The 23,209-nt window shown below is 56.8% G+C and carries 18 protein-coding genes; 8 read left to right on the top strand and 10 right to left on the bottom strand.

Annotated elements, in window-relative coordinates:
• Window positions 1–21: 21 nt before the first annotated feature.
• Entirely contained in the window at window positions 22–189 is a 168-nt protein-coding gene (locus tag PMI01S_RS09610) for a DUF2474 domain-containing protein (protein WP_064680606.1), read from the top strand.
• 77 nt (window positions 190–266) lie between these two features.
• Here PMI01S_RS09610 and PMI01S_RS09605 read toward each other — a convergent pair whose 3' ends face one another.
• Window positions 267–1,391, bottom strand: a complete 1,125-nt coding sequence (locus PMI01S_RS09605) for a methyltransferase (protein ID WP_084319551.1) — start codon at window positions 1,389–1,391, stop codon at window positions 267–269.
• A gap of 164 nt (window positions 1,392–1,555) precedes the next feature.
• Window positions 1,556–2,287 carry a helix-turn-helix transcriptional regulator gene (locus PMI01S_RS09600; protein WP_084319549.1) on the bottom strand — a complete coding sequence of 244 codons (732 nt, stop codon included), beginning with the start codon at window positions 2,285–2,287 and terminating at the stop codon, window positions 1,556–1,558.
• A 337-nt stretch (window positions 2,288–2,624) separates the two neighbouring features.
• Between PMI01S_RS09600 and PMI01S_RS09595 the strand changes: the two genes are divergently transcribed.
• On the top strand, window positions 2,625–3,401 hold the full coding sequence (locus PMI01S_RS09595; protein ID WP_084319547.1) for a ferredoxin--NADP reductase: 777 nt from the start codon (window positions 2,625–2,627) through the stop codon (window positions 3,399–3,401).
• A 42-nt stretch (window positions 3,402–3,443) separates the two neighbouring features.
• Here the strand turns inward: PMI01S_RS09595 and mscL are convergent, their stop codons facing one another.
• Window positions 3,444–3,860, bottom strand: a complete 417-nt coding sequence (mscL, locus tag PMI01S_RS09590) for a large-conductance mechanosensitive channel protein MscL (RefSeq protein WP_084319545.1) — start codon at window positions 3,858–3,860, stop codon at window positions 3,444–3,446.
• A gap of 669 nt (window positions 3,861–4,529) precedes the next feature.
• Between mscL and radA the strand changes: the two genes are divergently transcribed.
• On the top strand, window positions 4,530–5,897 hold the full coding sequence (radA, locus tag PMI01S_RS09585) for a DNA repair protein RadA (protein WP_007946583.1): 1,368 nt from the start codon (window positions 4,530–4,532) through the stop codon (window positions 5,895–5,897).
• A 101-nt stretch (window positions 5,898–5,998) separates the two neighbouring features.
• On the opposite strand, the gene PMI01S_RS09580 is transcribed toward radA, so the two are convergent.
• Window positions 5,999–6,367, bottom strand: coding sequence for a PilZ domain-containing protein (locus tag PMI01S_RS09580; protein ID WP_084319543.1), 369 nt, complete (start codon window positions 6,365–6,367; stop codon window positions 5,999–6,001).
• A 159-nt stretch (window positions 6,368–6,526) separates the two neighbouring features.
• Here PMI01S_RS09580 and PMI01S_RS09575 point away from each other — a divergent pair, with 159 nt between their 5' ends.
• The 3 genes from PMI01S_RS09575 to yjiA all read left to right on the top strand — a co-directional run bounded on the left by PMI01S_RS09575 (window position 6,527) and on the right by yjiA (window position 9,938).
• Window positions 6,527–8,593, top strand: coding sequence for a carbon starvation CstA family protein (locus PMI01S_RS09575; RefSeq protein ID WP_084319541.1), 2,067 nt, complete (start codon window positions 6,527–6,529; stop codon window positions 8,591–8,593).
• Between the two features lie 14 nt (window positions 8,594–8,607).
• Window positions 8,608–8,805: a YbdD/YjiX family protein gene (locus PMI01S_RS09570; protein ID WP_007895266.1), complete on the top strand. Its 198-nt coding sequence runs from the start codon at window positions 8,608–8,610 to the stop codon at window positions 8,803–8,805.
• A gap of 161 nt (window positions 8,806–8,966) precedes the next feature.
• Window positions 8,967–9,938: a GTPase gene (yjiA, locus tag PMI01S_RS09565; protein ID WP_084319539.1), complete on the top strand. Its 972-nt coding sequence runs from the start codon at window positions 8,967–8,969 to the stop codon at window positions 9,936–9,938.
• 121 nt (window positions 9,939–10,059) lie between these two features.
• Here the strand turns inward: yjiA and PMI01S_RS09560 are convergent, their stop codons facing one another.
• Genes PMI01S_RS09560 through PMI01S_RS09550 form a run of 3 tightly spaced genes read right to left on the bottom strand, consistent with a single transcriptional unit; the run spans window position 10,060 to window position 12,846 of the window.
• On the bottom strand, window positions 10,060–10,749 hold the full coding sequence (locus PMI01S_RS09560) for a GntR family transcriptional regulator (RefSeq protein WP_084319537.1): 690 nt from the start codon (window positions 10,747–10,749) through the stop codon (window positions 10,060–10,062).
• A 25-nt stretch (window positions 10,750–10,774) separates the two neighbouring features.
• On the bottom strand, window positions 10,775–11,479 hold the full coding sequence (locus PMI01S_RS09555) for a FadR/GntR family transcriptional regulator (protein ID WP_084319536.1): 705 nt from the start codon (window positions 11,477–11,479) through the stop codon (window positions 10,775–10,777).
• A 53-nt stretch (window positions 11,480–11,532) separates the two neighbouring features.
• A complete protein-coding gene (locus tag PMI01S_RS09550; protein ID WP_084319533.1) occupies window positions 11,533–12,846 on the bottom strand; it encodes a C4-dicarboxylate transporter DctA in 1,314 nt (437 codons plus the stop codon).
• On the opposite strand from PMI01S_RS09550, the gene PMI01S_RS09545 reads away from it, so the two are divergent.
• Window positions 12,845–13,150, top strand: a complete 306-nt coding sequence (locus tag PMI01S_RS09545) for a hypothetical protein (protein ID WP_084319531.1) — start codon at window positions 12,845–12,847, stop codon at window positions 13,148–13,150. The two genes, PMI01S_RS09550 and PMI01S_RS09545, sit on opposite strands and share 2 nt — an antisense overlap.
• Window positions 13,151–13,702: 552 nt before the next feature.
• Window positions 13,703–16,729 carry a type 2 lanthipeptide synthetase LanM gene (gene lanM / locus PMI01S_RS09540; protein WP_159439545.1) on the top strand — a complete coding sequence of 1,009 codons (3,027 nt, stop codon included), beginning with the start codon at window positions 13,703–13,705 and terminating at the stop codon, window positions 16,727–16,729.
• A gap of 129 nt (window positions 16,730–16,858) precedes the next feature.
• Here the strand turns inward: lanM and PMI01S_RS09535 are convergent, their stop codons facing one another.
• The 3 genes from PMI01S_RS09535 to PMI01S_RS09525 all read right to left on the bottom strand — a co-directional run bounded on the left by PMI01S_RS09535 (window position 16,859) and on the right by PMI01S_RS09525 (window position 23,025).
• Window positions 16,859–17,416: a hypothetical protein gene (locus PMI01S_RS09535; protein WP_139273122.1), complete on the bottom strand. Its 558-nt coding sequence runs from the start codon at window positions 17,414–17,416 to the stop codon at window positions 16,859–16,861.
• 284 nt (window positions 17,417–17,700) lie between these two features.
• The gene (glyA, locus tag PMI01S_RS09530) at window positions 17,701–18,954 is read right to left on the bottom strand and encodes a serine hydroxymethyltransferase (protein WP_084319525.1); all 1,254 of its coding nucleotides are present in this window, start codon (window positions 18,952–18,954) and stop codon (window positions 17,701–17,703) included.
• 222 nt (window positions 18,955–19,176) lie between these two features.
• Window positions 19,177–23,025 (bottom strand): bifunctional diguanylate cyclase/phosphodiesterase, encoded by a 3,849-nt coding sequence (locus tag PMI01S_RS09525; RefSeq protein ID WP_084319523.1) that lies wholly within the window; start codon window positions 23,023–23,025, stop codon window positions 19,177–19,179.
• Window positions 23,026–23,209: the final 184 nt, after the last annotated feature.

Raw genomic sequence — 23,209 nt, 5'->3', positions numbered from 1 at the left:
ATTTCAGAGGAGATCATGATGATGGCTGGCAAACATTCCTTGCAGGAAATCGAAGCCGCAGAGAAAAAACCGCTCTGGCAGCGACTCGGCTGGCTGGCGATGATCTGGACCGGCAGCGTGGTGGCGCTGTTCATCGTCGCGAGCCTGATGCGCATGTTCATGAATGCAGCAGGCCTGTCGACGCACTGATTCGCAAGATCCCATCCCGATGCCTTATGGCACGGATTTACAACCCTCCTGCGCTGGAGGGTTTTTTTTGCCCGGAGTTATTTTCGGGCTTTGAGGATCACGAACTTCGGTGTGGCTGCCACTTGTTCGACGCCGCGGAACAACCGCGCCAGCTTGCTGTGATACCCCAGATGTCGATTGCCGACGATATACAGCGCGCCGCCCACCACCAGTGCTTCCCGGGCTTGCTGGAACATCCGCCAGGCCAGAAAGTCACCCACCACTTGTTGCTGATGAAATGGCGGGTTGCACAGCACCACGTCCAGTGATTGTGGTTCCTGCCCGGCCAAACCATCTCCGGGACGCACGATCACGTCCCGATCACCCAGCGCTGCGCGCCAGTTTTCGGCAGCCGATTGCACAGCCATAAAGGACTCGTCCACCAGCGTGTAGTGCGCTTCGGGATTTTGCAGGGCACTGGCGATGGCCAGTACACCGTTGCCGCAACCGAGGTCGGCGACCCGCACCGCGCCAAGGTTCGTCGGCAAGTGCGGGAGAAACGCCCGCGTGCCGATGTCCAGACCCTCGCGGCAAAATACGTTGGCGTGGTTGAGCAGCTCGATGGACGGCGTGTCGAGTCGATAGCGGGTCGGGTAGGGGGACGTCGCGGAAGCTTTGGCTTCAACCGTTGCGATCAACAGCCGGGCCTTTTTCACCGCCAATGAGGCCTGCACCGGACCAATGTAGCGCTCCAGCAAGTCCCCGGCAGCCCGCGGCAGATGCTTGATCATGGCACCGGCAATCACTTGGGCGCCGGGGGCCAGCTGATTTTGCAGGCGGATCAGTTGTTCCTCCAGCAAGGCCAGGGTTTTCGGTACCCGGATCAGCACCCGGTCAAACGGGCCGGTGACTGTTTCGCTGGCAGGCACGCTCGGCACCGCATCAAACGCCTGGCCGTTGCGGATCAGGTTCTTTTCCAGCCCCTGGAAGGCCAGGAACGAATCGCCGCTCGTGGTGACCTGAACCTTGCCTGCCAGACTGGCGGCCAATGCGCCGAAACTGTCATTGAGCACCAGCACGCGGGTGTTCGCGGTCGGTTGCTGTCCTGCCAGATGGTTGAGCAGGTATTCGTCGGCGGCATCGAACGCTTGCAGCGGTTCGTTCTGCTGTTCGGGCTGGCGGATCAGGTCGAGGCGGGCGAAGGGTGTTTCGAGCAAAGGCATGGGGCGGGGCTCTGGGTAATCAACGGGTTTCCCGCGGCCCAGGGGCGTTGTAGCGGGCGAGACCGTCCAAGTGTACTGCGTCGTGAAGGTTCACACGGCAACACTCTGGAGGCGTCGCGAATGGTACGTTTTTTTCTTTTGGATTACTCGCAGGTTTTAACCGGTCAACGGATCGAGGTGCGGTTGAGGTAGCCGGCCTTGAGGGCGGCGATAATGGCGGCAATCTTGTTGCTGACCCCGAGTTTATCGATCGCACTTTGAATGTGGAAATGGATGGTTCGTGCGCTCAGATTAAGAATTTTCGCGCTTTGTTCTGCCGTCTTGCCGTCCGCTGCCAGTTCCAGAACGTCGATTTCCCTTGGCGATAGATGCGGGCCTGGCGGTTTCGCAGGACTCTTGGGCAGCGATTGTGCGATCAACGCATGGAGATGACTGCACATGAACACTGAGAAGCCAAGATTCTCATACAGCTCCATTGCCGTGATCGGACAATGGCTTCTGGCCAGGCTCAAAATGCTGCATAGGCCACTCTCTTCGTCGTGAAACGATTGTGACCAGCCGTGCTCCAAACCTTGCGCTACAAGGGCCTCCCACAGTGAAGGAACCTTGCAGAAAAGGTTTTCGCTCCATAGAACCGGCATCATGGAGTGATTGCAATGGGCTACTACTGGATCTATTGATTTCAGATTCTTTTGTTCATATTCGTTGTTCCAGTCGAGAGGGTAATTGTTGCGTCGGATGGTATTGGCTTGATTGTTTTTTGTTGGGTAAGTAGTTGAAATGGCGAAAAATTGAAACCCGATATTTTTCGCAAATCCAAGTGCAATCCGATATGCATTTTCTATGTCGGTCGTGTACGACAATTGGGTAAGCTGCGTTTCCTTCCACTGCTCCATTATGTATCTCCATTATCCAATCTTCTCTGGGGTGCTGATTGGATCCGAGATCCAGCACGCAACGAGTGTAGGATGAATCCTACATGTACGGTGAGACTATTTGGCTTGTTAGACCTTTAAAAACTAAATATCTGGTTCTAACAATATAGGTGTAAAAAGGATGAACATTGAATGACAGCCTTAATGTGAATTTTGCAAATTAACTGTATGGTCCGTAAAAGTTTATGTTTTTGGCGATAGGTGTTTTCACAATACGCATTAAAGGCACTACAAACAGTAAGTGTTTAATTTGCATGTTTTGCGGGACACTGGAGTCACCCGTTCAATGGAGCGCCCCATGACTGCCAGCGCAGAAAAATTCACACGCCAGACCCTGCTCGACGTCCAGCCGTTGACCCCGAACCTGTTCACTCTGCGCACGACCCGGGATCCGGGCTTTCGATTTCGTGCCGGGCAGTTCGCCCGGCTGGGGGTTACCAAGGCCGATGGCAGCACTGTGTGGCGTGCCTATTCCATGGTCTCTTCACCCTATGACGAGTTCCTCGAGTTCTTTTCCATTGTGGTGCCGGGCGGCGAGTTCACCAGTGAGCTGAGCCGGCTGGGCGAGGGCGATACCCTGCTGGTCGACCGTCAGGCCTTTGGTTACCTGACGCTTGACCGTTTTGCTGACGGACGTGATCTCTGGTTGTTATCCACAGGCACCGGCGTGGCGCCGTTTTTGTCGATCCTGCAGGACTTCGAAGTCTGGGAGAAATTCGAAAGAATCATCCTGGTCTACAGCGTACGTGAAGCCAGGGAGTTGGCTTACCAGGACCTGATCTCGGGGTTGGCGCAACGTGACTATCTGGCCGAGTACGCACACAAGCTGCAATTCATCGCCACCGTCACGCGTGAGGAGCATCCGGGCACCTTGAATGGCCGGATTACGACGCTGATAGACAATGGCGAACTCGAGCGGGTGGCGGGTGTGGCACTGACGGCCGAGCATTCGCGGGTCATGCTTTGCGGCAATCCGCAGATGATCGATGACACGCGCAAACTGCTTAAACAGCGCGACATGCACTTGAGCCTCAGCCGGCGCCCCGGACACGTCGCGGTGGAAAACTACTGGTAAAAAAAACGGCGCCCCGAAGGCGCCGCTCTTGAATGCATCACGTCACTCAGGCCGGTTGTTCTGGGCCTTGAGCAGATCGCGAATCTCGCTCAGCAGCTCTTCTTCCTTGGTTGGAACAGGCGGCAGCGTTGGTGCAACGGCCTCTTCGCGCTTCAAGCGGTTGATGGCTTTTACGCCCATGAAGATCGCGAACGCGACGATGATGAAGTCGATCATGCTCTGGATGAATTTGCCGTACGCCAGCACCACTGCGGGGATATCCCCGTTGGCTGCCTTGAGCGTAATGGCCAGGTCACTGAAATCCACCCCTCCGATCAACAGGCCGATTGGCGGCATCACCACGTCTCCGACAAACGACGAAACGATCTTGCCAAAGGCTGCGCCGATGATGATACCAACGGCCATGTCGACCACATTACCCTTGACCGCGAAGGCCTTGAACTCACTTATCACGCCCATAGGTTATTTCCTTGTTACAGATGAGGTTGGTAACGCAGTGTAAATCAGTCAAAGGCATCTCGCTCGAAACAACTGCTTACAGCGTTTGCCTGCTATCGACCGGGTCCTCGGGGAAAAGTTTACAAAGTGCCATCATTCCTGAGCGATTGCCCGCACTGCCCCATCACTCTGGGGGCATGCTCTATCGGTGCCAGCGCATTCAGTCCGTCACTCGTCCGCCTCTGCTTGCCGCAATGGAGAGGTGCATGAAAGTTTGAGAGGGAATAAGTGATTGCAAATATGGGCTTGTTGCAAGGAACAATTAGATTCGGGATCTTTTACATTGTTTGTTTGAATGTATAGGTCGTGGGGGGTGGCAAGTTGTGCGTGCTATTATATTGCCAGTAATTTGATATGTTTTGTTGAGCCCTAATTTATTGAAGTAATGTTGTACGTTCTCCTGTCGAGATATAAAAGGCTTGTACAGCTTTTGTTTTTTATTGATTGATCCGACCCAGATCTGGATTGGGCTGTCGATGCGCAAAGTTGTACAAATTCTGTGGGACTGTCACTCGAAGGTTACGTTTCCGATAATCGAATAATTGCTGCTGAAGTTTCTTTCATTGGGCAACAGCTTCGCGCCGATTCAGTCCAGCTGAGCTATCATCGCGTTTTTTGCCGGGAGTTCAGATGGCCAAGGCCAAACGCATGTACGGCTGCACCGAGTGCGGCTCAACGTTCCCCAAGTGGGCGGGCCAGTGCGGCGAGTGCGGAGCCTGGAACACCTTGACCGAAACCATGGTCGAGAGTGGCGGCGCTGCGGCCCCCAGCGGTCGCACCGGCTGGACCGGCCAACAGGCGCAGATCAAAACCCTGGCCGAAGTCAGTGTCGAAGAGATCCCGCGCTTTTCCACCGCCTCCAGCGAGCTGGATCGAGTCTTGGGCGGTGGTCTGGTGGACGGCTCGGTAGTGCTGATCGGCGGTGACCCCGGCATCGGCAAATCAACCATCCTGTTGCAAACCTTGTGCAACCTCGCCAAAAGCATGCCGGCGTTGTATGTCACCGGCGAAGAGTCCCAGCAACAGGTAGCCATGCGCGCCCGGCGCCTGGGATTACCGCAGGATCAACTGCGCGTCATGACCGAAACCTGCATCGAAACCATCATCGCCACTGCTCGGCTCGAAAAGCCCAAGGTCATGGTGATCGACTCGATCCAGACAATTTTCACCGAACAACTGCAATCGGCACCGGGCGGCGTGTCTCAGGTTCGGGAGAGCGCGGCATTGCTGGTGCGCTACGCCAAGCAGAGCGGCACGGCGATTTTCCTGGTCGGCCACGTGACGAAAGAGGGCGCATTGGCCGGGCCGCGAGTGCTTGAGCACATGGTCGACACCGTGTTGTATTTCGAGGGCGAATCCGATGGTCGTCTGCGCTTGCTGCGGGCAGTGAAAAATCGTTTCGGCGCGGTCAACGAACTGGGCGTGTTCGGCATGACCGACAAGGGCCTGAAGGAAGTCTCCAATCCGTCGGCGATTTTTCTGACGCGTGCTCAGGAGGAAGTACCGGGCAGTGTGGTCATGGCGACGTGGGAAGGGACCCGACCGATGCTGGTGGAAGTCCAGGCGTTGGTGGATGACAGCCATCTGGCCAACCCGCGCCGGGTCACGCTGGGCCTGGATCAGAATCGTCTGGCGATGTTGCTGGCGGTGTTACACCGTCATGGCGGCATTCCGACCCACGATCAGGACGTATTCCTCAACGTAGTGGGTGGCGTGAAGGTGTTGGAAACCGCTTCCGACCTGGCGTTGATGGCAGCGGTCATGTCCAGCTTGCGCAACCGGCCATTGCCCCATGATCTGCTGGTGTTCGGCGAAGTCGGTTTGTCTGGCGAGGTACGCCCGGTGCCGAGCGGTCAGGAACGTTTGAAAGAAGCCGCCAAGCACGGCTTCAAACGGGCCATCGTGCCCAAAGGCAATGCGCCGAAGGAAGCGCCACCGGGGTTGCAGATTATTGCCGTGACGCGTCTGGAGCAGGCACTCGACGCGTTGTTCGAATAAACCAGCTCCCTTTGTAGAAGCCGGCTTGCTGGCGACGGGCCTTGAGCCTTGTGTTGTGCTTAGTGCCACCTTCGCCAGCAAGCCGGCTCCTACAAGGGGGGTCATGCGTCTATAAGCGCGCCAAGCTCCCGCTCCAGCTCTTGCGGATCGCCGAGGTTGAGTTCAATCAACCGCCGCAGACGCTCAATGGATTCCAGGCTGATGTGCCGGCAAACGAAACCCAAATGGCGGTTATCGTCGTGCGTCAATTGCACGTCCATCTTGATCTCGATCTCGTTAGTGAGATGAATCTCGATGGAAAAACTGTTTTCCCGATCACCCAGCCACGGCTCGGGGCGCTCGATCAGCAGTCCCTTGAGGGACAAGTCGATCAGCTTCACCGGCCAGATGAATTCTCCTTGGCTCAGCTCGGTTCGGGCATCGAACGCAATTCGTTTGAAACGGCGGCGATCGGCAGGGTGTTCGCTCATGGCGCAATCCTCTGAATGTTCGCTGACTATAGACCCGCATTGTCTAAGCCTGCCAGCCAGTGCAAGCGTCTCGACCAATGTCGGGGTATGGCCTTTGCCGTCAGGAGAGCTAAACTCGGGGTGGTTGTCTTTCTTGTCCACCCTGGCTGGAATCATAAAATGAAAAATAATAATAGCCTGGCACGCCATCTACCCTGGCTGCTGCTGGCAATCGTAGGAGCGTGCGCCCTTGGCGTAGTGGCATTGCGCCGAGGCGAGGCGATCAATGCCTTGTGGATTGTGGTCGCTGCCGTGGCCATTTATCTGGTTGCGTACCGCTACTACAGTCTGTTCATCGCTAACCATGTGATGCAACTCGATTCGCGACGGGCCACACCCGCCGTGCTCAACAACGATGGTCTGGACTACGTCCCCACCAACAAACACATCCTGTTCGGTCACCACTTCGCGGCCATCGCTGGCGCGGGGCCGTTGGTCGGTCCGGTTCTGGCGGCGCAGATGGGTTATCTGCCCGGCACGCTGTGGCTGATTGCGGGCGTGGTGCTGGCCGGTGCGGTTCAGGACTTCATGGTCCTGTTCATGTCCACCCGCCGCAATGGCCGCTCCCTGGGCGATATGGTCCGTGAAGAAATGGGCCGCATCCCCGGCACCATCGCGCTGTTTGGCTGCTTCCTGATCATGATCATCATCCTCGCGGTGCTGGCGCTGATCGTGGTCAAAGCCCTGGCCGAAAGCCCATGGGGCATTTTCACGGTGATGGCGACCATCCCGATCGCGATGTTCATGGGCATTTACATGCGCTACATCCGCCCGGGCCGCATTGGCGAGATCTCCATCGTCGGCGTGCTGTTGCTGCTGGGCTCGATCTGGCTCGGCGGGCAGATTGCCGCCGATCCGGTCTGGGCCAAGGCCTTCACCTTCACTGGCGTGCAGATTACCTGGATGCTGGTCGGTTACGGTTTCGTCGCCGCCTCGTTGCCGGTGTGGCTGATTCTGGCACCGCGTGACTACCTCTCCACGTTCCTGAAAATCGGCACCATCGTGGCGTTGGCGATCGGCATCCTGGTCACCATGCCCGAGCTGAAAATGCCGGCATTGACCCAGTTCGTCGATGGCACCGGCCCGGTGTGGAAGGGCGGTCTGTTCCCGTTCCTGTTCATCACCATCGCCTGTGGCGCGGTCTCGGGTTTCCACGCGCTGATCTCCTCCGGCACCACGCCGAAACTGCTGGATAACGAGGTCAACGCCCGTTACATCGGTTACGGCGCCATGTTGATGGAGTCCTTCGTGGCCATCATGGCGATGGTTGCCGCGTCGGTGATCGAGCCTGGTGTGTATTTCGCCATGAACAGTCCAGCGGCAGTCGTCGGTGGTGATGTGATGGCTGTGGCACAAACTGTCAGCAGCTGGGGCTTTGCAATTACCCCGGAAGCGCTGCAAGCGGTGGCCAAGGACATTGGTGAAACCACCATCCTGGCCCGTGCCGGTGGTGCACCGACCCTGGCGGTCGGTATCGCGCAGATCCTGCACAGTGTCCTGCCGGGTGAAAACACCATGGCGTTCTGGTACCACTTCGCGATCCTGTTCGAAGCGCTGTTCATCCTGACCGCGGTGGACGCCGGCACTCGTGCCGGACGCTTCATGCTCCAGGACTTGCTCGGCTCCTTCGTGCCGGCGCTGAAACGTACCGAATCCTGGGCCGCCAACCTGATCGCTACCGCCGGTTGTGTGGCGATGTGGGGCTGGTTGCTGTATCAGGGCGTGATCGATCCGCTGGGTGGCATCAACACCTTGTGGCCGCTGTTCGGTATCTCCAACCAGATGCTGGCCGGTATCGCGCTGATGCTCGGCACCGTCGTGCTGATCAAAATGAAACGCCAACGCTACGTCTGGGTGACCATGCTGCCGGCGGTCTGGCTGCTGATTTGCACCACCACTGCCGGCTTCATCAAGCTGTTCGACGCCAACCCGGCCATCGGTTTCCTGTCGCTGGCCAAAAAATACAGCGATGCGCTGGCCAACGGTCAGATCCTCGCCCCGGCCAAGGACATCACTCAAATGCAACACGTGATCTTCAACGCCTACACCAACGCAACGCTGACGGCGCTGTTCCTGTTCGTGGTCTTCAGTATCCTGTTCTACGCGCTCAAGGTCGGCATTGCCGCCTGGGGTCAAAAAGAGCGTACGGATAAAGAAGCGCCATTCCAGGCCTTGCCGGATGCTTGATCGAGGAATGCAGCATGTTCAATGACCTGAGTCGCCTCGGTAAATACCTCGGTCAGGCCGCGCGCCTGATGGTCGGCATGCCCGACTACGACAACTACGTCGAGCACATGCAGACCAAACACCCGGACAAACCGGTGATGAGCTATGAGATGTTCTTCCGGGAACGTCAGGAAGCCCGTTACGGTGGCAAGGGTGGGCCGAAGTGCTGTTGATGCAACAGCCGGCTTGATGCAATCCCTGTGGGAGCGGGCTTGCTTGCGAAAGCGGTGTGTCATTCAACATTAATGTCGACTGACACGACCTCTTCGCGAGCAAGCTCGCTCCCACATTTGTTTTGTGTTGATTTCTCATTTTGTGAAACAGGAGACTCCAGTTGTCCTCTCCCATTCCCGTCACGATCCTCAGCGGCTTCCTTGGCGCTGGCAAGACCACGCTGTTGCGTCACCTGCTCAAAGCCGAGCACGGCCTGAAAATCGCCGTGATCGAAAACGAATTCAGCGACGCCGGCATCGACACCCAACTGTTGGGTGATGAACCGGTGCAAGTGATGACGCTGTCCAACGGCTGTGTCTGCTGCACGATCCACACCGACCTTACAAAGGCGCTGTACCTGCTGCTCGAACGCCTGGACAGCGGCGAAATCGCCTTCGACCGTCTGGTGATCGAGTGCACCGGCCTGGCCGATCCGGCCCCTGTGGCGCAAACCTTTTTCATCGACGAAGAACTGCGAGAGCGTTACATCCTCGACGGCATCATCACCTTGGTCGACGCGGCACATGCCGACACTCATCTGACCCAAACCATCGCCCAGGCGCAGATCGGTTTTGCCGACCGCCTGCTGGTGAGCAAGCGCGATCTGGTGGAAGAGCCTGCTTTCACCGCGCTAAGCGAACGCCTGACCCGGATCAACCGTCGCGCGCCCATCCGCGTGGTTGACCACGGCAAGATCGACCTGGCCGAATTGCTCGACGTGCGTGGTTTCAACCTCAATGCCGACCTCGGTGGCGGTGTGAGTTTGCGCCCGGTCAGCAAGGCGCCTTCCATCGACCGCATTTCCAGCCTGGTGCTGCGCACTGACAAGCCGCTGGATATCGACAGGCTCAGCGAGTTCATGAACGAACTGCTGGAAGATCATGGCAAGCAACTGCTGCGCTACAAAGGCGTGCTGAACATCCTTGGCGAACCGCGGCGCATGGTGTTTCAGGGTGTCCTGAAGTTGTACGGATTCGATTGGGATACGGAATGGGCGGAGGGCGAGGCGCGGGAAAGCGTGATCGTGTTTATTGCCGATGATTTGCCGGAAGACAAGATTCGCGAGGGGTTCGCGCGGGTGGCAGCGGAGTAAGGCCCGACATCTTCAGCGAGCTCGATGCCGCCTTCGCGAGCAAGCCCGCTCCCACATTCAACCGAGTTCCTCCAGGGGGAATGCGGTCGAATGTGGGAGCGGGCTTGCTCGCGAAGACGATCTAACCAGCAATACGATTTTGGCGGGACATCGGTTGTGAGTTCAGTAAAACTGCCTCCAATTGATCCAAATGCTGACTGAGCAAATCCTCGGCGGTCACTGCATCCCCGCGCTCCACCGCATTCACAATTTTCTCGTGATTCTGCCAATCACAATAACCCTCCACCTGCACATCAAATTGCGCAATCGCCAGCGAAGTCAGCGGCACCAGGCTGTCCAAAAAATGCGCCAACGGTACATTCCCCGCCATTTCAGCCAACTGCAGATGAAACTCCCCGGCCAGCCGAGTCGCCGCGCCACGCGCCGTGCACAGGCGCTCGCTATCGATCAAGGTGCGCAGGTGTTTCAGATGCTGAGGATGGGGCTGCTGACAGGCCAGCCGCACGACGGTGGTCTCAGTCAGTCGCCGGGCATGCAGCGTCTGCCGAATCTGCTCGCTGTCGAGCACGGCGACGCGGGGGCGATGGTGAGTGCGCAGCACGATGACTTGCTGATGGGACAGTTGCGTCAACACGCCACGAATGTCACTGCGTCGAACGCCGAACATCTGCGCCAGGCTTTCTTCAGTGAAACGGCTGGCCCCATGGATGCGTTGCTCGAGAATGGCGTCGAAGACTCGCGAGTAGAGATCATCCGCCGGCGGAGAAAAGGGCAGGGCGACAAGAGTGTGCGGTGAGGCTAAGCTGTTCATGGCTTGTCTCCGGTTTCAATAGGTTTCAACTGCCGAGGTTGTCGTCCGGAATATTCAATTCGATGCCCATCCGCTTTCCTTCGCGAAGGATATGGCGGCGCATTTCGGCACTGGCCTGGGCGCTGTTCTTGCTGCGAATCGCGCGCACCACGGCCTCGTTCTCTTCCAGACGCTCAGCCAGATGCTCGGGGGAGTTGCGCAGCACTTCGGCGCTTTGCTTGAGGGCATTGCTCGTCTGCTGTACCACGCTCTGGAAGATCGGGTTCGAGGTCAGGGTAAACAGCTCTTCGTGGAAGGCGATGTAGGCGTTTACGCCGGCCTCGCTGTCGTTGGCCTCCAGGGCTTCGCGCATGTCCATGAGGGTCAGGCGCAGTTGCCCGACTTCCTTGCTGCTGATGGACTGCGCAACCAGACCGACGATAAACGGCTCAAGGGTGTAGCGCAGTTGCAGCACGTCTTCCAGGCTTGCACCGGCCACCGCACTGTCGTGGCTTTGGCTGTCGCTGAGATTGGCGTCCAGCACCACCACGCCTTTGCCCGGCATTGAACGCACCAGCCCGAGGGTTTCCAGCACGATCACCGCTTCGCGCAGGCTCGGGCGGCTGATGCCCAGTTGTTCGGCCAGTTCACGCTGGCCCGGCAACATCTCGCCGGAGCGCCACTGGCCACGGGCCAAGGCGGCCCGGAGTTTTTCTACCACTGAATTGACGACGGTTGACGAGGTAATCACTGTTCGCTCCAAGTCGCGATAAATGTGCCTGCCCGCAGGCAGGCACACGTTGTTTAAAATTCCTGCTGATGCGCCGGGGCAACCGGTTTTCTCGGCTGGAAGGTATAACCGACCTGACCGGAAAGTACTTTGTTCGCCCGTTGGATATCGATGTCTTTTTCCCAGCGCGCGATGGCCACGGTGGCGACGCAGTTACCAATCAAATTGGTCAGCGCCCGACCGATGCCCATGAACCAGTCCACCGCCAACACCAGCACCAGGCCGACCACCGGAATCGCCGGAATCGCGGTCAGCGTCGCCGCCAGAATCACCAGCGCCGAGCCGGGAATCCCGTGGGCGCCTTTGGACGTGATCAATGACACCAGCAGAATCGTCAGCAAATCGGTCATGGCCAGCGGCGTGCCGGTGGCATTGGCGATGAAGACGATGGCAAGGGTCAGGTAGATCGAAAAACCGTCGAGATTGAACGAGTACCCGGTTGGAATCACCAGACCCACCGTCGAACTGCCAATGCCCAGGTGCTCGAGCTTGCGCATGATTTGAGGCAGCACGGCATCGGACGAGGCGGTGCCCATGACGATCAGCAATTCTTCGCGCAGGTATTTGAGCAAGGGCCACATCTTCAGGCCCGAAAGGCGCATCACCAGGCCGAGAATCAATGTCACAAACGCCACACAGGTCAGATAAAACAGGCCGACCAGGCTGCCCAGGTGCTGCAGCGAATCCAGGCCATATTTGCTGGTAGTGAAGGCAATTGCGCCGAACACACCGATCGGCGCCAGACGCACGATCATGCCCATGATGCGGAAGATCACGTGGCTCAGTTCATTGATCAGTCGGGAAATGCCTGACGCTGCTTCGCCCACCAGGTTGAGTGCACTGCCGAACAGCACTGAAAACAGCAGCACTTGCAGAATGTTGTTCTCCGCGAAGGCGCCGATGACCGAGGTCGGTATCAGGTTCATCAGGAACTGGGAGGTGGTTTGCATGTGCTGGCCGCGCTGGGCGATGTCGCCCATGTCGGCAGCGGAAAGCTGCTCCAGATGAATGTTCGCGCCGCTGCCGATGCCGGTGGTGAACGCTAACACCAGGCCAATCACCAGGGCGATGGTGGTCAGGATTTCAAAGTAGATCACCGATTTCAGGCCGATGCGCCCGACCTTCTTCAGGTCGCCGGCACCGCTGATGCCGCTGACCACCACGCAGAACACGATCAGACCAATGAGCATCTTGATCAGCTTGATGAAGCCGTCACCGAGCGGTTTGAGCTGGGCGGAATATTCGGGAAGGGTCAGCCCGCAGACGATGCCGAGCACCAGTCCGAGAACCACTTGAAGGAAGATTGAACGCGAGCACCATCTGAGCATGGGAGGAATCCTGGTCGGTGTCCTGGCTGCCGTGCGCGGGGCGCATCGGATTCAGGACTTAATTATTGTGGTCTTACCGGTATGTCCAGTGCAGGCGCAGTCTACGCTGGGATTTTTTGGGAATACAAGAGGAAATCGAGAAATTGGCATGACCGGTCTGACCAGTGGTTGGCCAGCGGAATTGGGTTTTTCAACGATGGTGACCAAGGACCGACGCAACGCTCACAGGAATATCGTCAACAGTCGGCGTCAAAAATGGGCGGTGATGAGTGTTCATGGGCATAAGGTTGTAAATGGATATTAAGCTGAACGTTCCAACGTTTTGATTGAGCCAGGTGTTATGGCACCAAGCGATTACCAATTCAGGTTTTTGTAATATCAGGAAAGTAATTCAGGGACAGGTTTTATTGGCTTGGACGGCTGGCAGCGCGTCTGAGTTTTACAAGGTGTTAAGAGGGTGGATATCTAAGTTGTTTATTGTGGTTGTGGTGGGGGCTCGGTCAGTAAGAAGGTTGTAAGCATTTCGTTTCATTTAAAGAGAGATGATTGTGGCTAGTAGATGGTAATTTCGATTTTCGCCACCTAAGGCGAATAATTATTTTATCAGGAGATACTACATGCAAGAGCTAATTTTGGATCTGTCCGGTGAGTTTGGTGCGGATTTCCAGTCTTATGTGAGTTCTGGTAACGCTATTGTTGCAGCTGAAGTAGGTTGTGACACTACTCTGAGTTGCTCGACCCTGTCATGCACCGCACTCGGCTGCTGCCTCCCGTAATAATTCAAGGCGGGCTCTGGCCCGCCTTGTTTCCCAACAAGAGTCAGGTTTGCCTGTCTTCTGAATGTCGAGTGAACATCATGAACGCAGCAAAGGCGCAAGAATGTGACGCACTGAGCAAAATGATCGATGTTTTACACAATGATGATAAAGCTGTTCGGTGTTACTTTGGTGTCGATCGTAAGACGTTGCTGGAAGAATATCGAGATACATTGTCTTCTGGCAAAAAAAAAGATGCGCCAGTGACTGGCGCGTTCGAAGCGCAAGTTGAAAAGATTGCTTCATTGCTGCTGAAGAGTGATGCCGAAAAAGTCGTGTTCGGCAAATTTTATGCTCGTTGGTATGATTTGTTGGAACATGTTTTTGAAAGTGATCTTAGATACAAAGACATGTGTGAATGGATTGATGTGGAAGTGTTTCTGCCTGCCATTCGCTCTCACTTGACTTTACTGGTTAAAAGTCTGGCAGAGAAATCGCTGGTTCATCATCTGAATAGCCGGTTAGCTGACGGCGCTGATCTGGATCTGGACACTTTTGATCAGGAACTGGCAGGCGAGGGGCTGGCACATTTCCTGGCATCGTATCCGGTGCTGACACGGTTGCTGGTAGAACGGATCGAAGATACGTCGGCGTACCTGTACAAAATCCTCACTTGTTTTGCCGAGGACTTTCAACAGCTCAAGAGCACTTTTGCCTTGTCCGACAGGCGTGTTAGGGCGATCTCCCTGGGGCTAGGAGATGCTCATGCCAACGGCGAAACCGTCTGTTGCGTGCGGGTTGGTAGTCATGAACTGATTTTCAAGCCAAGAAACAATCGTGAAGCGTTGTTTTACAGTGCTTTGCTCGAGCAATTGCGCACGCAGACGGGCAACAGCTGCTTCGCCGTCTACGCACCCCTGATGGTTTCTTTGGATGATCATTGCTGGATTGAAAAAATAGAAAACGTCCCGTGTGCAGCGGATAGCGACTTACCGCTTTTTTTTCAGCGTCTTGGGGCTCAGGTGGCAGTGATCCACGCCTTGAACGGCATTGACTTCCATTATGAAAATATCATTGCCTGTGGCAGCAGTCCGGTAATGATCGATCTGGAGTGCCTGTTCACTCCGGCCATGGTTGATTTAAAGGTTGATGTGCCTCATGGCCGGGCGCTTTTCAAGATCATCAAGCTCAACAGCCAGTCGGTGTTTACAACAGGTTTTGTGCCTAATTCTGCACGCTCGGAGAATGACCAAAGTGGCTTGAGTCGGCAGCGGCAGTTCGTCGCCATCAGAAAAATGCTTGTGCTTGAGGGTGGTTTTTATAGCTTGAAGCCGCATGAAGTCGACAACCGCCCGATGATGCGGCACCTGCCCGTTTTTGCAGGCGAGACGCGTTCGGTCACTGATTACAGAGACGCATTTTTCTGCGGTTTCGAGCTTGGTTACGATGAAATCGTCAAGCGTCGAGATGCCATTCTCGAATTACTGGAAAGGCATGCCCAAGGGTTGAAGTCCCGGGTACTGATCAAAAGTACCCAGCGCTACGCTGACTTTATCGCAATGATGACTCACCCCCGGTTTACCCAATGTCAGCTGAAGCATGACTTGCTGTTGGCGACCTTGTGGTCCGATATCGGCGATACGCTTAATGAATACGACATTCCCAGGCACGAGATCAATGAGCTGAAGAAGGCCAATTTTCCTTGTTTCACTCAATCCTTGCTGTCTGACCATTTGCTCAACGCCCACGGACAGACCGTTGCTCTTTTGCCGATTGAACGCCCCTTTGAGAGTTGCCGGCGCAAGTTGGAAATGCTGTCGCCCAAAGACAAGGCGTTCCAGATTCAGATACTGCAGGCGTGTCTGTTGCCCGGCGCCAGCGAACCACTTAATCGAAGCCATCATCTTGTAGCTGTGCCCGATCTTGGCCGCGCGCAGTACCTCGACGGCGCCATGCGCATTGCCGAAATCATTGAAAAATGCCGAATAGAAGGCGAGGACGGCGATGTTGGCTGGGCGTTCATGGATACGCATCCACACACCAGACGCAATTTCATAACGTACATGGGCAATAGTTTGTACAACGGAATGGGGGGGCTGGCGATTTTCTACCTGAGTCTGTTCCGGGTCAGTGGAGCGACGCATTACCGGGATGAGGCCGAGCGAATCCTGCTTACGATCAATCACTCCCAAGAGCATTTTCCAAACAAGCTGGCAGTCAGTGCGTATTTCGGTCTGACATCCTACCTCTACGTGCTGGTCAATTATGAGTTGATAACTGGCCGCAAGACCTATCAGGCAACCGTCGAAGAACTGTTGTTGAAACTGATGGACTTTCCGCGTGTAGGCGATGAATTCGATTTCATTCAAGGTTGGTGTGGCGCCCTGACCGTTCTGGTGAATCTCTATCAGCTCGAAGAACGTGAAGGAGTGCGCTCCCTGATTGAAAAGCTCTCGCATGCCATTCAATCGGCACTGACACTGGACAACGGAACATTGCGGCTCCACTCAACGGGTAAACCGCTGTGGACGGGCTTTTCTCATGGTATTTCCGGGGTATTGCAGGCAATGGGCAAGGCTTGGAACGTCACGAAAGATCCGTTGCTCGCAGAGTTGATCACCCAGTGGTTGCAGGCAGAAAACCGCCTCACGGTCGATGGTTTCTGGCTTGATCTGAGGGAAAACGCACAGTCTGCGTGCGCGACAAAGTGGTGCCATGGCGACGGCGGTATTCTCCTTTCCCGAAGCGGGTTGACGCAGACGATGAGTGAAGCGCTGGGCGCCGCCACCCACGCTGAACTCGAGCAGGATGCCGAGCGATGCGAACGCCATCTCTGGGAGCAAAGCCTCGGTTCCGGGTACAGCCTGTGTCATGGTGATTTCGGCAATTTGATGTGCTTGCTGAAGTTCTATCGCGACACAAACAATGAGCAGGGCATCGCAAAGGTAAAGTGTGCGCTCTCCCAAGTGGCTCATAATTTCTTCAATGAAGATTTTCTGGATGAACACACCATTCCCGACCTGGGCATGATGCTCGGGATCACGGGCGTCGGTCAGGCTCTGTTGCACGCCGTGGATGCCGGTTTGCCGGATGTGTTAGCGCTCGACTTCGCGCGATCGACTGACTGACCTGCGCAGGTACTGCAAAAAAACCGGCCATCATTGGTCGGTTTTTTTTGCTGTCTTATGGATTGATTCAGTCGCGGTCTGCGATTAAACCGCTACTGATCATAAACAACGGAGTCCGGCTGGATACGATCAATGGCCATTGGGAGTGTATCGTGTAGTGATGTTGATCTTGAAGGTCGCAAGTTCTCCGCCCCGGTTGGGATAGTCAGTAATTACTTGCAAGCCTGGCTCATCGCCGTAAGTGCAAACAGGCCGCTCCTGAGGACCGCTATACAGTAAAAACTCATGTTCATTTGATTCTGACAGGTCAGTCATTTTAAGGCTTTTGCCGTTAGCGTTCTTGAGACGGAAAAAAGTAGGCGCCCCGCCGTCATGTACAGTCCAGTTACGCAGCGATCCTTCCATACTTAATGTGTCTCTGTAGTTTCCATCCCTGCCTTTAATCTTGATGATGTAGACACCATTGATATAAGCAAAGAAAAACGACTCCTCGGGATTCATCGAATAATCGCTGAATGTAATGAGGTTGTGCGTGTTTTTGAGCTCTTCCTGGTGGAGCTGACGTAGTTCTTCGCTGGTTCGCGGGTCGTCTATCTTTTTTTGCAGTATCTTTTGTGCTGTCGATACAGCTTTGTCGTTGATTTTGAGTGTCGCGGTGAACGATTGTTGCGGATCTGGGTTGCTCATTGTCTGTTTTACTTCCATGTAATGTAATAAATATTTATAGGGTCTGTTGTCCTTGAGCTGGAAAAGTGGCTCAGGGGGTTGCAAGTGTTGTAAGTTTTACGGCTTTCGTTTAAATACACTAGCAGGTAAATTGTTGGTTAAGTGCTGTGTTGTTGTTTCAAGGTTTATATAGGCGATAACTGTCTATAAGGTCTGACGTTTAATGGAGGGCGATGTATTTCTGGTAGACGAAAAAAAACCGGCACACGTGCCGGTTTTTTTTAACTGCGGTTTAACAGGGCTGTTTAAGCACCGTACACCGGCAGCTTCTTGCAGATGGCTTTGACCTTCTCACGAACGGCGTCGATCACCGCTTCGTTGTTCAGATCAGCCAGGATGTCGCAGATCCAGCCGGCCAGCTCTTTGCACTCTGCTTCCTTGAAGCCGCGAGTGGTCACAGCCGGAGTGCCGAAGCGCAGGCCGGAGGTGACGAACGGGGAGCGTGGATCGTTTGGCACGGAGTTCTTGTTCACGGTGATGAATGCTTTGCCCAGAGCGGCGTCGGCGTCTTTACCGGAGATTTCCTGCTTGATCAGCGACAGCAGGAACAGGTGGTTTTCAGTACCGCCGGAAACCACGTCGAAACCGCGCTCGATGAATACGCTGGCCATGGCCTGGGCGTTTTTCACTACTTGTTGCTGGTAAGCCTTGAACTCAGGCTGCAGCGCTTCCTTGAAGCAGATCGCTTTAGCAGCGATCACGTGCTCCAGCGGGCCACCCTGGGCGCCCGGGAATACCGCGGAGTTCAGCTTCTTCTCGATGTCGGCGTTGGCGCGAGCCAGGATCAAACCGCCACGTGGACCGCGCAGGGTCTTGTGAGTGGTGGTGGTCACGACGTCAGCGAATGGTACCGGGTTCGGGTAGACGCCAGCGGCGACCAGACCGGCCACGTGGGCCATGTCGACGAACAGGTAGGCGCCAACCTTGTCAGCGATTTCGCGGAAGCGCGGGAAATCCAGGATCTGCGAGTAGGCAGAGAAACCGGCCACGATCATTTTCGGCTTGTGCTCAACGGCCAGGCGCTCGACTTCGTCGTAGTCGATCAGGCCATTTCCGTCGATGCCGTACTGAATGGCGTTGTACAGCTTGCCGGAGGAGGAAACGCTGGCACCGTGGGTCAGGTGACCACCGTGAGCCAGGCTCATGCCCAGGATGGTGTCGCCCGCTTGCAGCAGGGCCAGGTAAACGGCGCTGTTGGCTTGTGAGCCGGCGTGCGGCTGAACGTTGGCGTAATCGGCGCCGAACAGTTCTTTGGCGCGGTCGATGGCCAGTTGCTCAACGATATCGACGAACTCGCAACCACCGTAGTAGCGCTTGCCCGGGTAGCCTTCGGCGTATTTGTTGGTCAGTACCGAGCCTTGAGCTTCCATCACCGCAGGGCTGGTGTAGTTTTCCGAAGCGATCAGCTCAATGTGCTCTTCCTGGCGCTGAGCTTCTTGCTCCATGGCGGCAAAGAGATCGGCGTCGTACTTGGCAATAGTCAAATCACGGCTGAACATGGCGGTCCTCAAGGATCGGGGGCAGAAAAGGGGGGCATTCTAACCCAATGGGTTTTAGATGGCATATGAAAGGACATCATGTCGCAGACAAGTGGTGTTCATGCAGGGATTGGCGGTGATTGTGCAGGCCTCATCGCCAGCAAGCCGGCTCCTACAGTTGGAATGCGATCCCCTGTGGGAGCGGGCTTGCCCGCGAAGGGGCCATCTGCAGCACTACAAATTTCAGTCGAACATGAACAACGCATCATTACTGAACTGCGCTTCAAATCGCCCCGCCGGCATCGGACGCCCGAACAGATACCCCTGAACCTCATCGCAACCATGCTCACGCAGGAAGTCGAGCTGCTCATGGGTTTCCACGCCTTCAGCAATCACCGCCAGATTGAGGCTGTGCGCCATGGCGATGATCGCTCGGGCAATCTGCGCATCCTGCTCGCCTGACGGCAATCCGTCGACAAAGGTCCGGTCGATTTTCAGCACGTCGATCGGGAACTGCTTGAGGTAGTTGAGCGACGAATAACCGGTGCCGAAGTCGTCGACCGCAATACTCAGCCCGAGGTTCTTCAGCCCGGCCAGAATCTGCATCGCCTCGCTGACTTCGCGCATCAGGATACTTTCGGTCAGTTCCAGCTCAAGGCATGCCGGCGGCAGGCCGGTTTCCTTGAGGATGGTGGCGATCCGCGTGCCGAGCTGGCCGTCGGAGAACTGTCGTGCGGAAATGTTCACCGACACCTTCGGCACCCGCACCTTGGCCTGATGCCAGGTCTTGAGCTGACGGCACGCCTCGCTGATCACCCAGTCGCCGACGTCCACCACGAGACCCAGCTCTTCGAGCACCGGAATGAAATCCCCTGGCGGTACCAGGCCACGGCGCGGATGACGCCAGCGCAGCAAGGCTTCGGTGCCGGTCAGGCGTTTGCCGTCGCCGCTGAATTGCGGCTGGTAGTACAGAACGAATTCGTTTTGCTCCAGGGCGTGGCGCAAGTCGCTTTCCAGCTCCAGGCGCTCCAGGGCGCTGGCGTTCATGTCCGCCTGATAGAACTGGAAGTTGTTCTTGCCGCGCTCCTTGGCGTGGTACATCGCGGTGTCGGCGTTCTTCATCAACTGACTGAGTTCGTTACCGTCCTGCGGACTCAGGGCGATGCCGATACTGGCGGTGACGAAAAACTCGCGGCCTTCGAGCACGAACGGTTTCACCAGGCTGGCGAGGATCTGCTCCGCCACGTGAATCGCCCGGTTCAGAGCGATTTCCCGGTTGATGCGCGGTTGCAGTAGCAAGGTGAATTCGTCGCCGCCCATGCGTGCCACGGTGTCGTCGTCATCGACGCAACCGAGCAGGCGCGTGGCCATTTCCTTGAGCATGCGATCGCCGGCAGCGTGCCCCAGGGAGTCGTTGATCGGTTTGAAACGGTCCAGGTCGAGGAACATCAGCACCACCCAGGACTTCTGCCGTTCCGCCGATTGCAGCGCGGTGTGCAGGCGATCCTGGAACAGCGTGCGGTTGGGCAAGTGAGTCAGGGCGTCGTAATAGGCGAGACGGTGAATCCGTTGTTCGCTGGCTTTGCGCTCGCTGATGTCGCTGAAGAAGCACACGTAACTGGCCAGGTCGCCTTCGTCGTCGAGCACCGCCGTGATGCCGACCCACGCCGGGTAATGCTCGCCATTGCGGCGCTTGAGCCAGACTTCGCCTTCCCAGGTGCTGTGCTGATTCAGTTGCTTGAGCACATAGCGCAGATGCGCTTCCTGCTGCTCGTCGACGGTCAGCATGTTCGGCAACTGGTCGAGCACTTGCTCCACCGCATAACCGCTCACGCGACTGAACGCTTCGTTGGCCTGGACGATGTAGCCCGCCGGGTCGGTGATCAGGATCGCCGAGGTCGAGTGTTCGAATACCGTGGCCGCCATGCGCAGGTCTTTTTCGGCGCGGCGCTGCTGGCTGATGTCGCGACCGACACCGAGCACGCCTTCGAAGGCGCCGTGTTCATCCCAGACCAGCACCAGACGCAGCTCGATCGGAATCTTGCGCCCGTCGGCCCGCAGGCAATCGAACAGGAACAGCTGGGTTTGCACCTGACTGCGCAGCAGCGCCAGTTGGTCGGGTTTATCCAGCGCTTTGCTGACGCGGTCCATCAGGCTGTAAATGCCGGACAATTGCTGAGGGTTGGCAATGGTCGTCTGCCAGCCGTTCTGGAAGATCCAGTCGGTGTCGTAACCCAGCACGGCCTGCACCGACGGGCTGACGTAGTTGAGCGAGAGCCTGCTGTCGGTGGAGAAGATCACGTCGCTGATGCTTTCGGCGAGCATCCGGTAACGCTGCTCGCTGTCGCGCAGCGACTCGCTGGCCTCGATCTGTTCGGTGATGTCCTTGGCCACACCGATGATCCGCGTGACCTGGTCATGCTTGTCCCGCGCCAGCGCCTGCTCACGAATGTCGAAGCGCCGCCAGTTGCCGTCCCGGTGACGGAAGCGCAGCTGGCATTGCAGCAATTGGGTGTAGCCCGCGTGACGCTGGGTCTGGCGTGAACGATGGTAGTGGTCGGCATCTTCGGGGTGCAGAAGGATTTCCCAGAAGTACTCGCCCATCTGGTGCAGCTCGGTGCGGTTGTAGCCGAGTGTCTGGCCCAGGTGGTGGTTGCTGAAGATCATGCGCTGGCTGATCACGTCCTGCACGTAGAGGTGATCCGGCACCGTGCGCACCACATCGGACCAGAAGCCTTCACGCTCGAGCAGCGACAGTTCGATGAGTTTGCGGCTGGTGATGTCGCTGATGCTCAGGATCACCGCTTTATAGTCGTCCTGGTTTTCCGGCAGGCGCAGCACCAGCCACAGGTGCTGGTCACGGCCAGTGGCGTCCGGGAGTTTTATCTCCAGCTCAAGCTGTTTCTGCTGGTTGATCATCGCGTCGAGCACTTGATTGCCGATGGCGGTGCCTTCCAGCGGGTTGCCCTCGATCAGCAATTTCCAGGCGTGTTCGCAGGTGTTGACGTTGAGCAGTTGCAGGGCAACCTGGTTGACCTCGGTGATGCGCAGTTCCTGCAGCAATTGATGCCGTTGTTCCGCTGATTCCAGCCAGCCGCGCAGTTGTTCGCTGTTGTGCAACCGGGCTTTGTCGAGCGCAGGCTTGAGTCCCGACACGTCCAGGACACACAGCGCCACGCCGGTACCTTCGAAAATATCCTTGTAGCGTCGACGACCTTCAGTCACCTGGCGCTGACGGCGGCGCATGTTCAGCAGGGCAATCAGCGGCAGCAGGGAGAGCGCCAGTCCCAACAGGCATTTGCCGATGAACGCCGGCAACAGTTCTTCAATCACGCGCTTGCGGTCGAACAAACCGCGCAATTGCCAGTCGCTGCTGCTCAGCGGAACCGTCAGCACGCTGTTGGCCACATCGTCTTCGGTCAGTTCGCCCGGCTTGGCCAGGGGCTGCGATTCATCGCGGCTGATGACCTGGTGATTGAAACGGTTTTCCACCAGCCACAGTGGGCGGATTCCGGTTTCGTTCTGTTTGGTCAGTGACGAGAAAAAGGTCGGTTTCAGGCGCAGGGCCCAGTAGCCACGAGTGCTGCCGCTGGCCTGATGCAGCAGCAGGTGCACCATCGAGCCGTTATCGGCGTTGCTGAAATAGTGGGCCTGGCGTCGGCTGTGACGGACCAGCTCGGAGAGGTAGTCGGCGTCCTCGCTGTCGGCGGCGCTGTCCGTGAGGATTTTGCCGGAGGGACTCAACAACGCGAGGCTGAGCAGGTCGGGCAGGGATTTTTGCAGTTTGCGAAGCAACTCCTGCTGTTCGTCGGCGGTTTGTGGCTGTTCGACGATCGGTAGCAGGTTGAGGGCGATCTGCGCGTTGAGCGACATGTTCAGACTGACTTGCGCGGCCAGATCGGCGGTGTAGTCGATGGTGTACTGACGCTGGTTTTTCTGGGTTTCATGCAGCTGATCCAGCAGTTGCCAGAACAGCAGGGCGAGCAGCAACAGCACGAGTGTCGCCAGCGCACCCTTTAAGGTTCCGCGCAGGGGGGCGCCAGGCGCGACAGTCGGCGCACGGGGGATCAGGGGCGGAGTGACATTGGACAAACTGTAATCCTGCGGTTTGGCTGGACTGGCGCGACGTGCACTATAAGCCGGACGCCCGGAGGGCGGCTAGCATGCCTTGAGTTGTGGCAAAGTGCCAGACCCTCCCGGCTGGACTGCCTCTCGTCATTCAGGTAGCTTTGCCGGTTACGCGGGAGCGTTCCAGCTCCTAGAATCAGGCTTTTTC

Origin of the sequence: Pseudomonas migulae NBRC 103157 (genome assembly GCF_002091715.1) — a bacterium.
Lineage (GTDB): Bacteria > Pseudomonadota > Gammaproteobacteria > Pseudomonadales > Pseudomonadaceae > Aquipseudomonas > Aquipseudomonas migulae_A.
This window is presented reverse-complemented; position numbering and strand designations above follow the sequence as displayed.

Excerpts from the sequence above, each read along its gene's own strand:
- PMI01S_RS09610 (WP_064680606.1), top strand. The coding sequence starts at position 22 with ATGGCTGGCAAACATTCCTTGCAGGAAATCGAAGCCGCAGAGAAAAAA.
- PMI01S_RS09605 (WP_084319551.1), bottom strand. The coding sequence starts at position 1,391 with ATGCCTTTGCTCGAAACACCCTTCGCCCGCCTCGACCTGATCCGCCAG.
- PMI01S_RS09600 (WP_084319549.1), bottom strand. The coding sequence starts at position 2,287 with ATGGAGCAGTGGAAGGAAACGCAGCTTACCCAATTGTCGTACACGACC.
- PMI01S_RS09595 (WP_084319547.1), top strand. The coding sequence starts at position 2,625 with ATGACTGCCAGCGCAGAAAAATTCACACGCCAGACCCTGCTCGACGTC.
- mscL (WP_084319545.1), bottom strand. The coding sequence starts at position 3,860 with ATGGGCGTGATAAGTGAGTTCAAGGCCTTCGCGGTCAAGGGTAATGTG.
- radA (WP_007946583.1), top strand. The coding sequence starts at position 4,530 with ATGGCCAAGGCCAAACGCATGTACGGCTGCACCGAGTGCGGCTCAACG.
- PMI01S_RS09580 (WP_084319543.1), bottom strand. The coding sequence starts at position 6,367 with ATGAGCGAACACCCTGCCGATCGCCGCCGTTTCAAACGAATTGCGTTC.
- PMI01S_RS09575 (WP_084319541.1), top strand. The coding sequence starts at position 6,527 with ATGAAAAATAATAATAGCCTGGCACGCCATCTACCCTGGCTGCTGCTG.
- PMI01S_RS09570 (WP_007895266.1), top strand. The coding sequence starts at position 8,608 with ATGTTCAATGACCTGAGTCGCCTCGGTAAATACCTCGGTCAGGCCGCG.
- PMI01S_RS09560 (WP_084319537.1), bottom strand. The coding sequence starts at position 10,749 with ATGAACAGCTTAGCCTCACCGCACACTCTTGTCGCCCTGCCCTTTTCT.
- PMI01S_RS09545 (WP_084319531.1), top strand. The coding sequence starts at position 12,845 with ATGGGAGGAATCCTGGTCGGTGTCCTGGCTGCCGTGCGCGGGGCGCAT.
- PMI01S_RS09550 (WP_084319533.1), bottom strand. The coding sequence starts at position 12,846 with ATGCTCAGATGGTGCTCGCGTTCAATCTTCCTTCAAGTGGTTCTCGGA.
- lanM (WP_159439545.1), top strand. The coding sequence starts at position 13,703 with ATGAACGCAGCAAAGGCGCAAGAATGTGACGCACTGAGCAAAATGATC.
- PMI01S_RS09535 (WP_139273122.1), bottom strand. The coding sequence starts at position 17,416 with ATGAGCAACCCAGATCCGCAACAATCGTTCACCGCGACACTCAAAATC.
- glyA (WP_084319525.1), bottom strand. The coding sequence starts at position 18,954 with ATGTTCAGCCGTGATTTGACTATTGCCAAGTACGACGCCGATCTCTTT.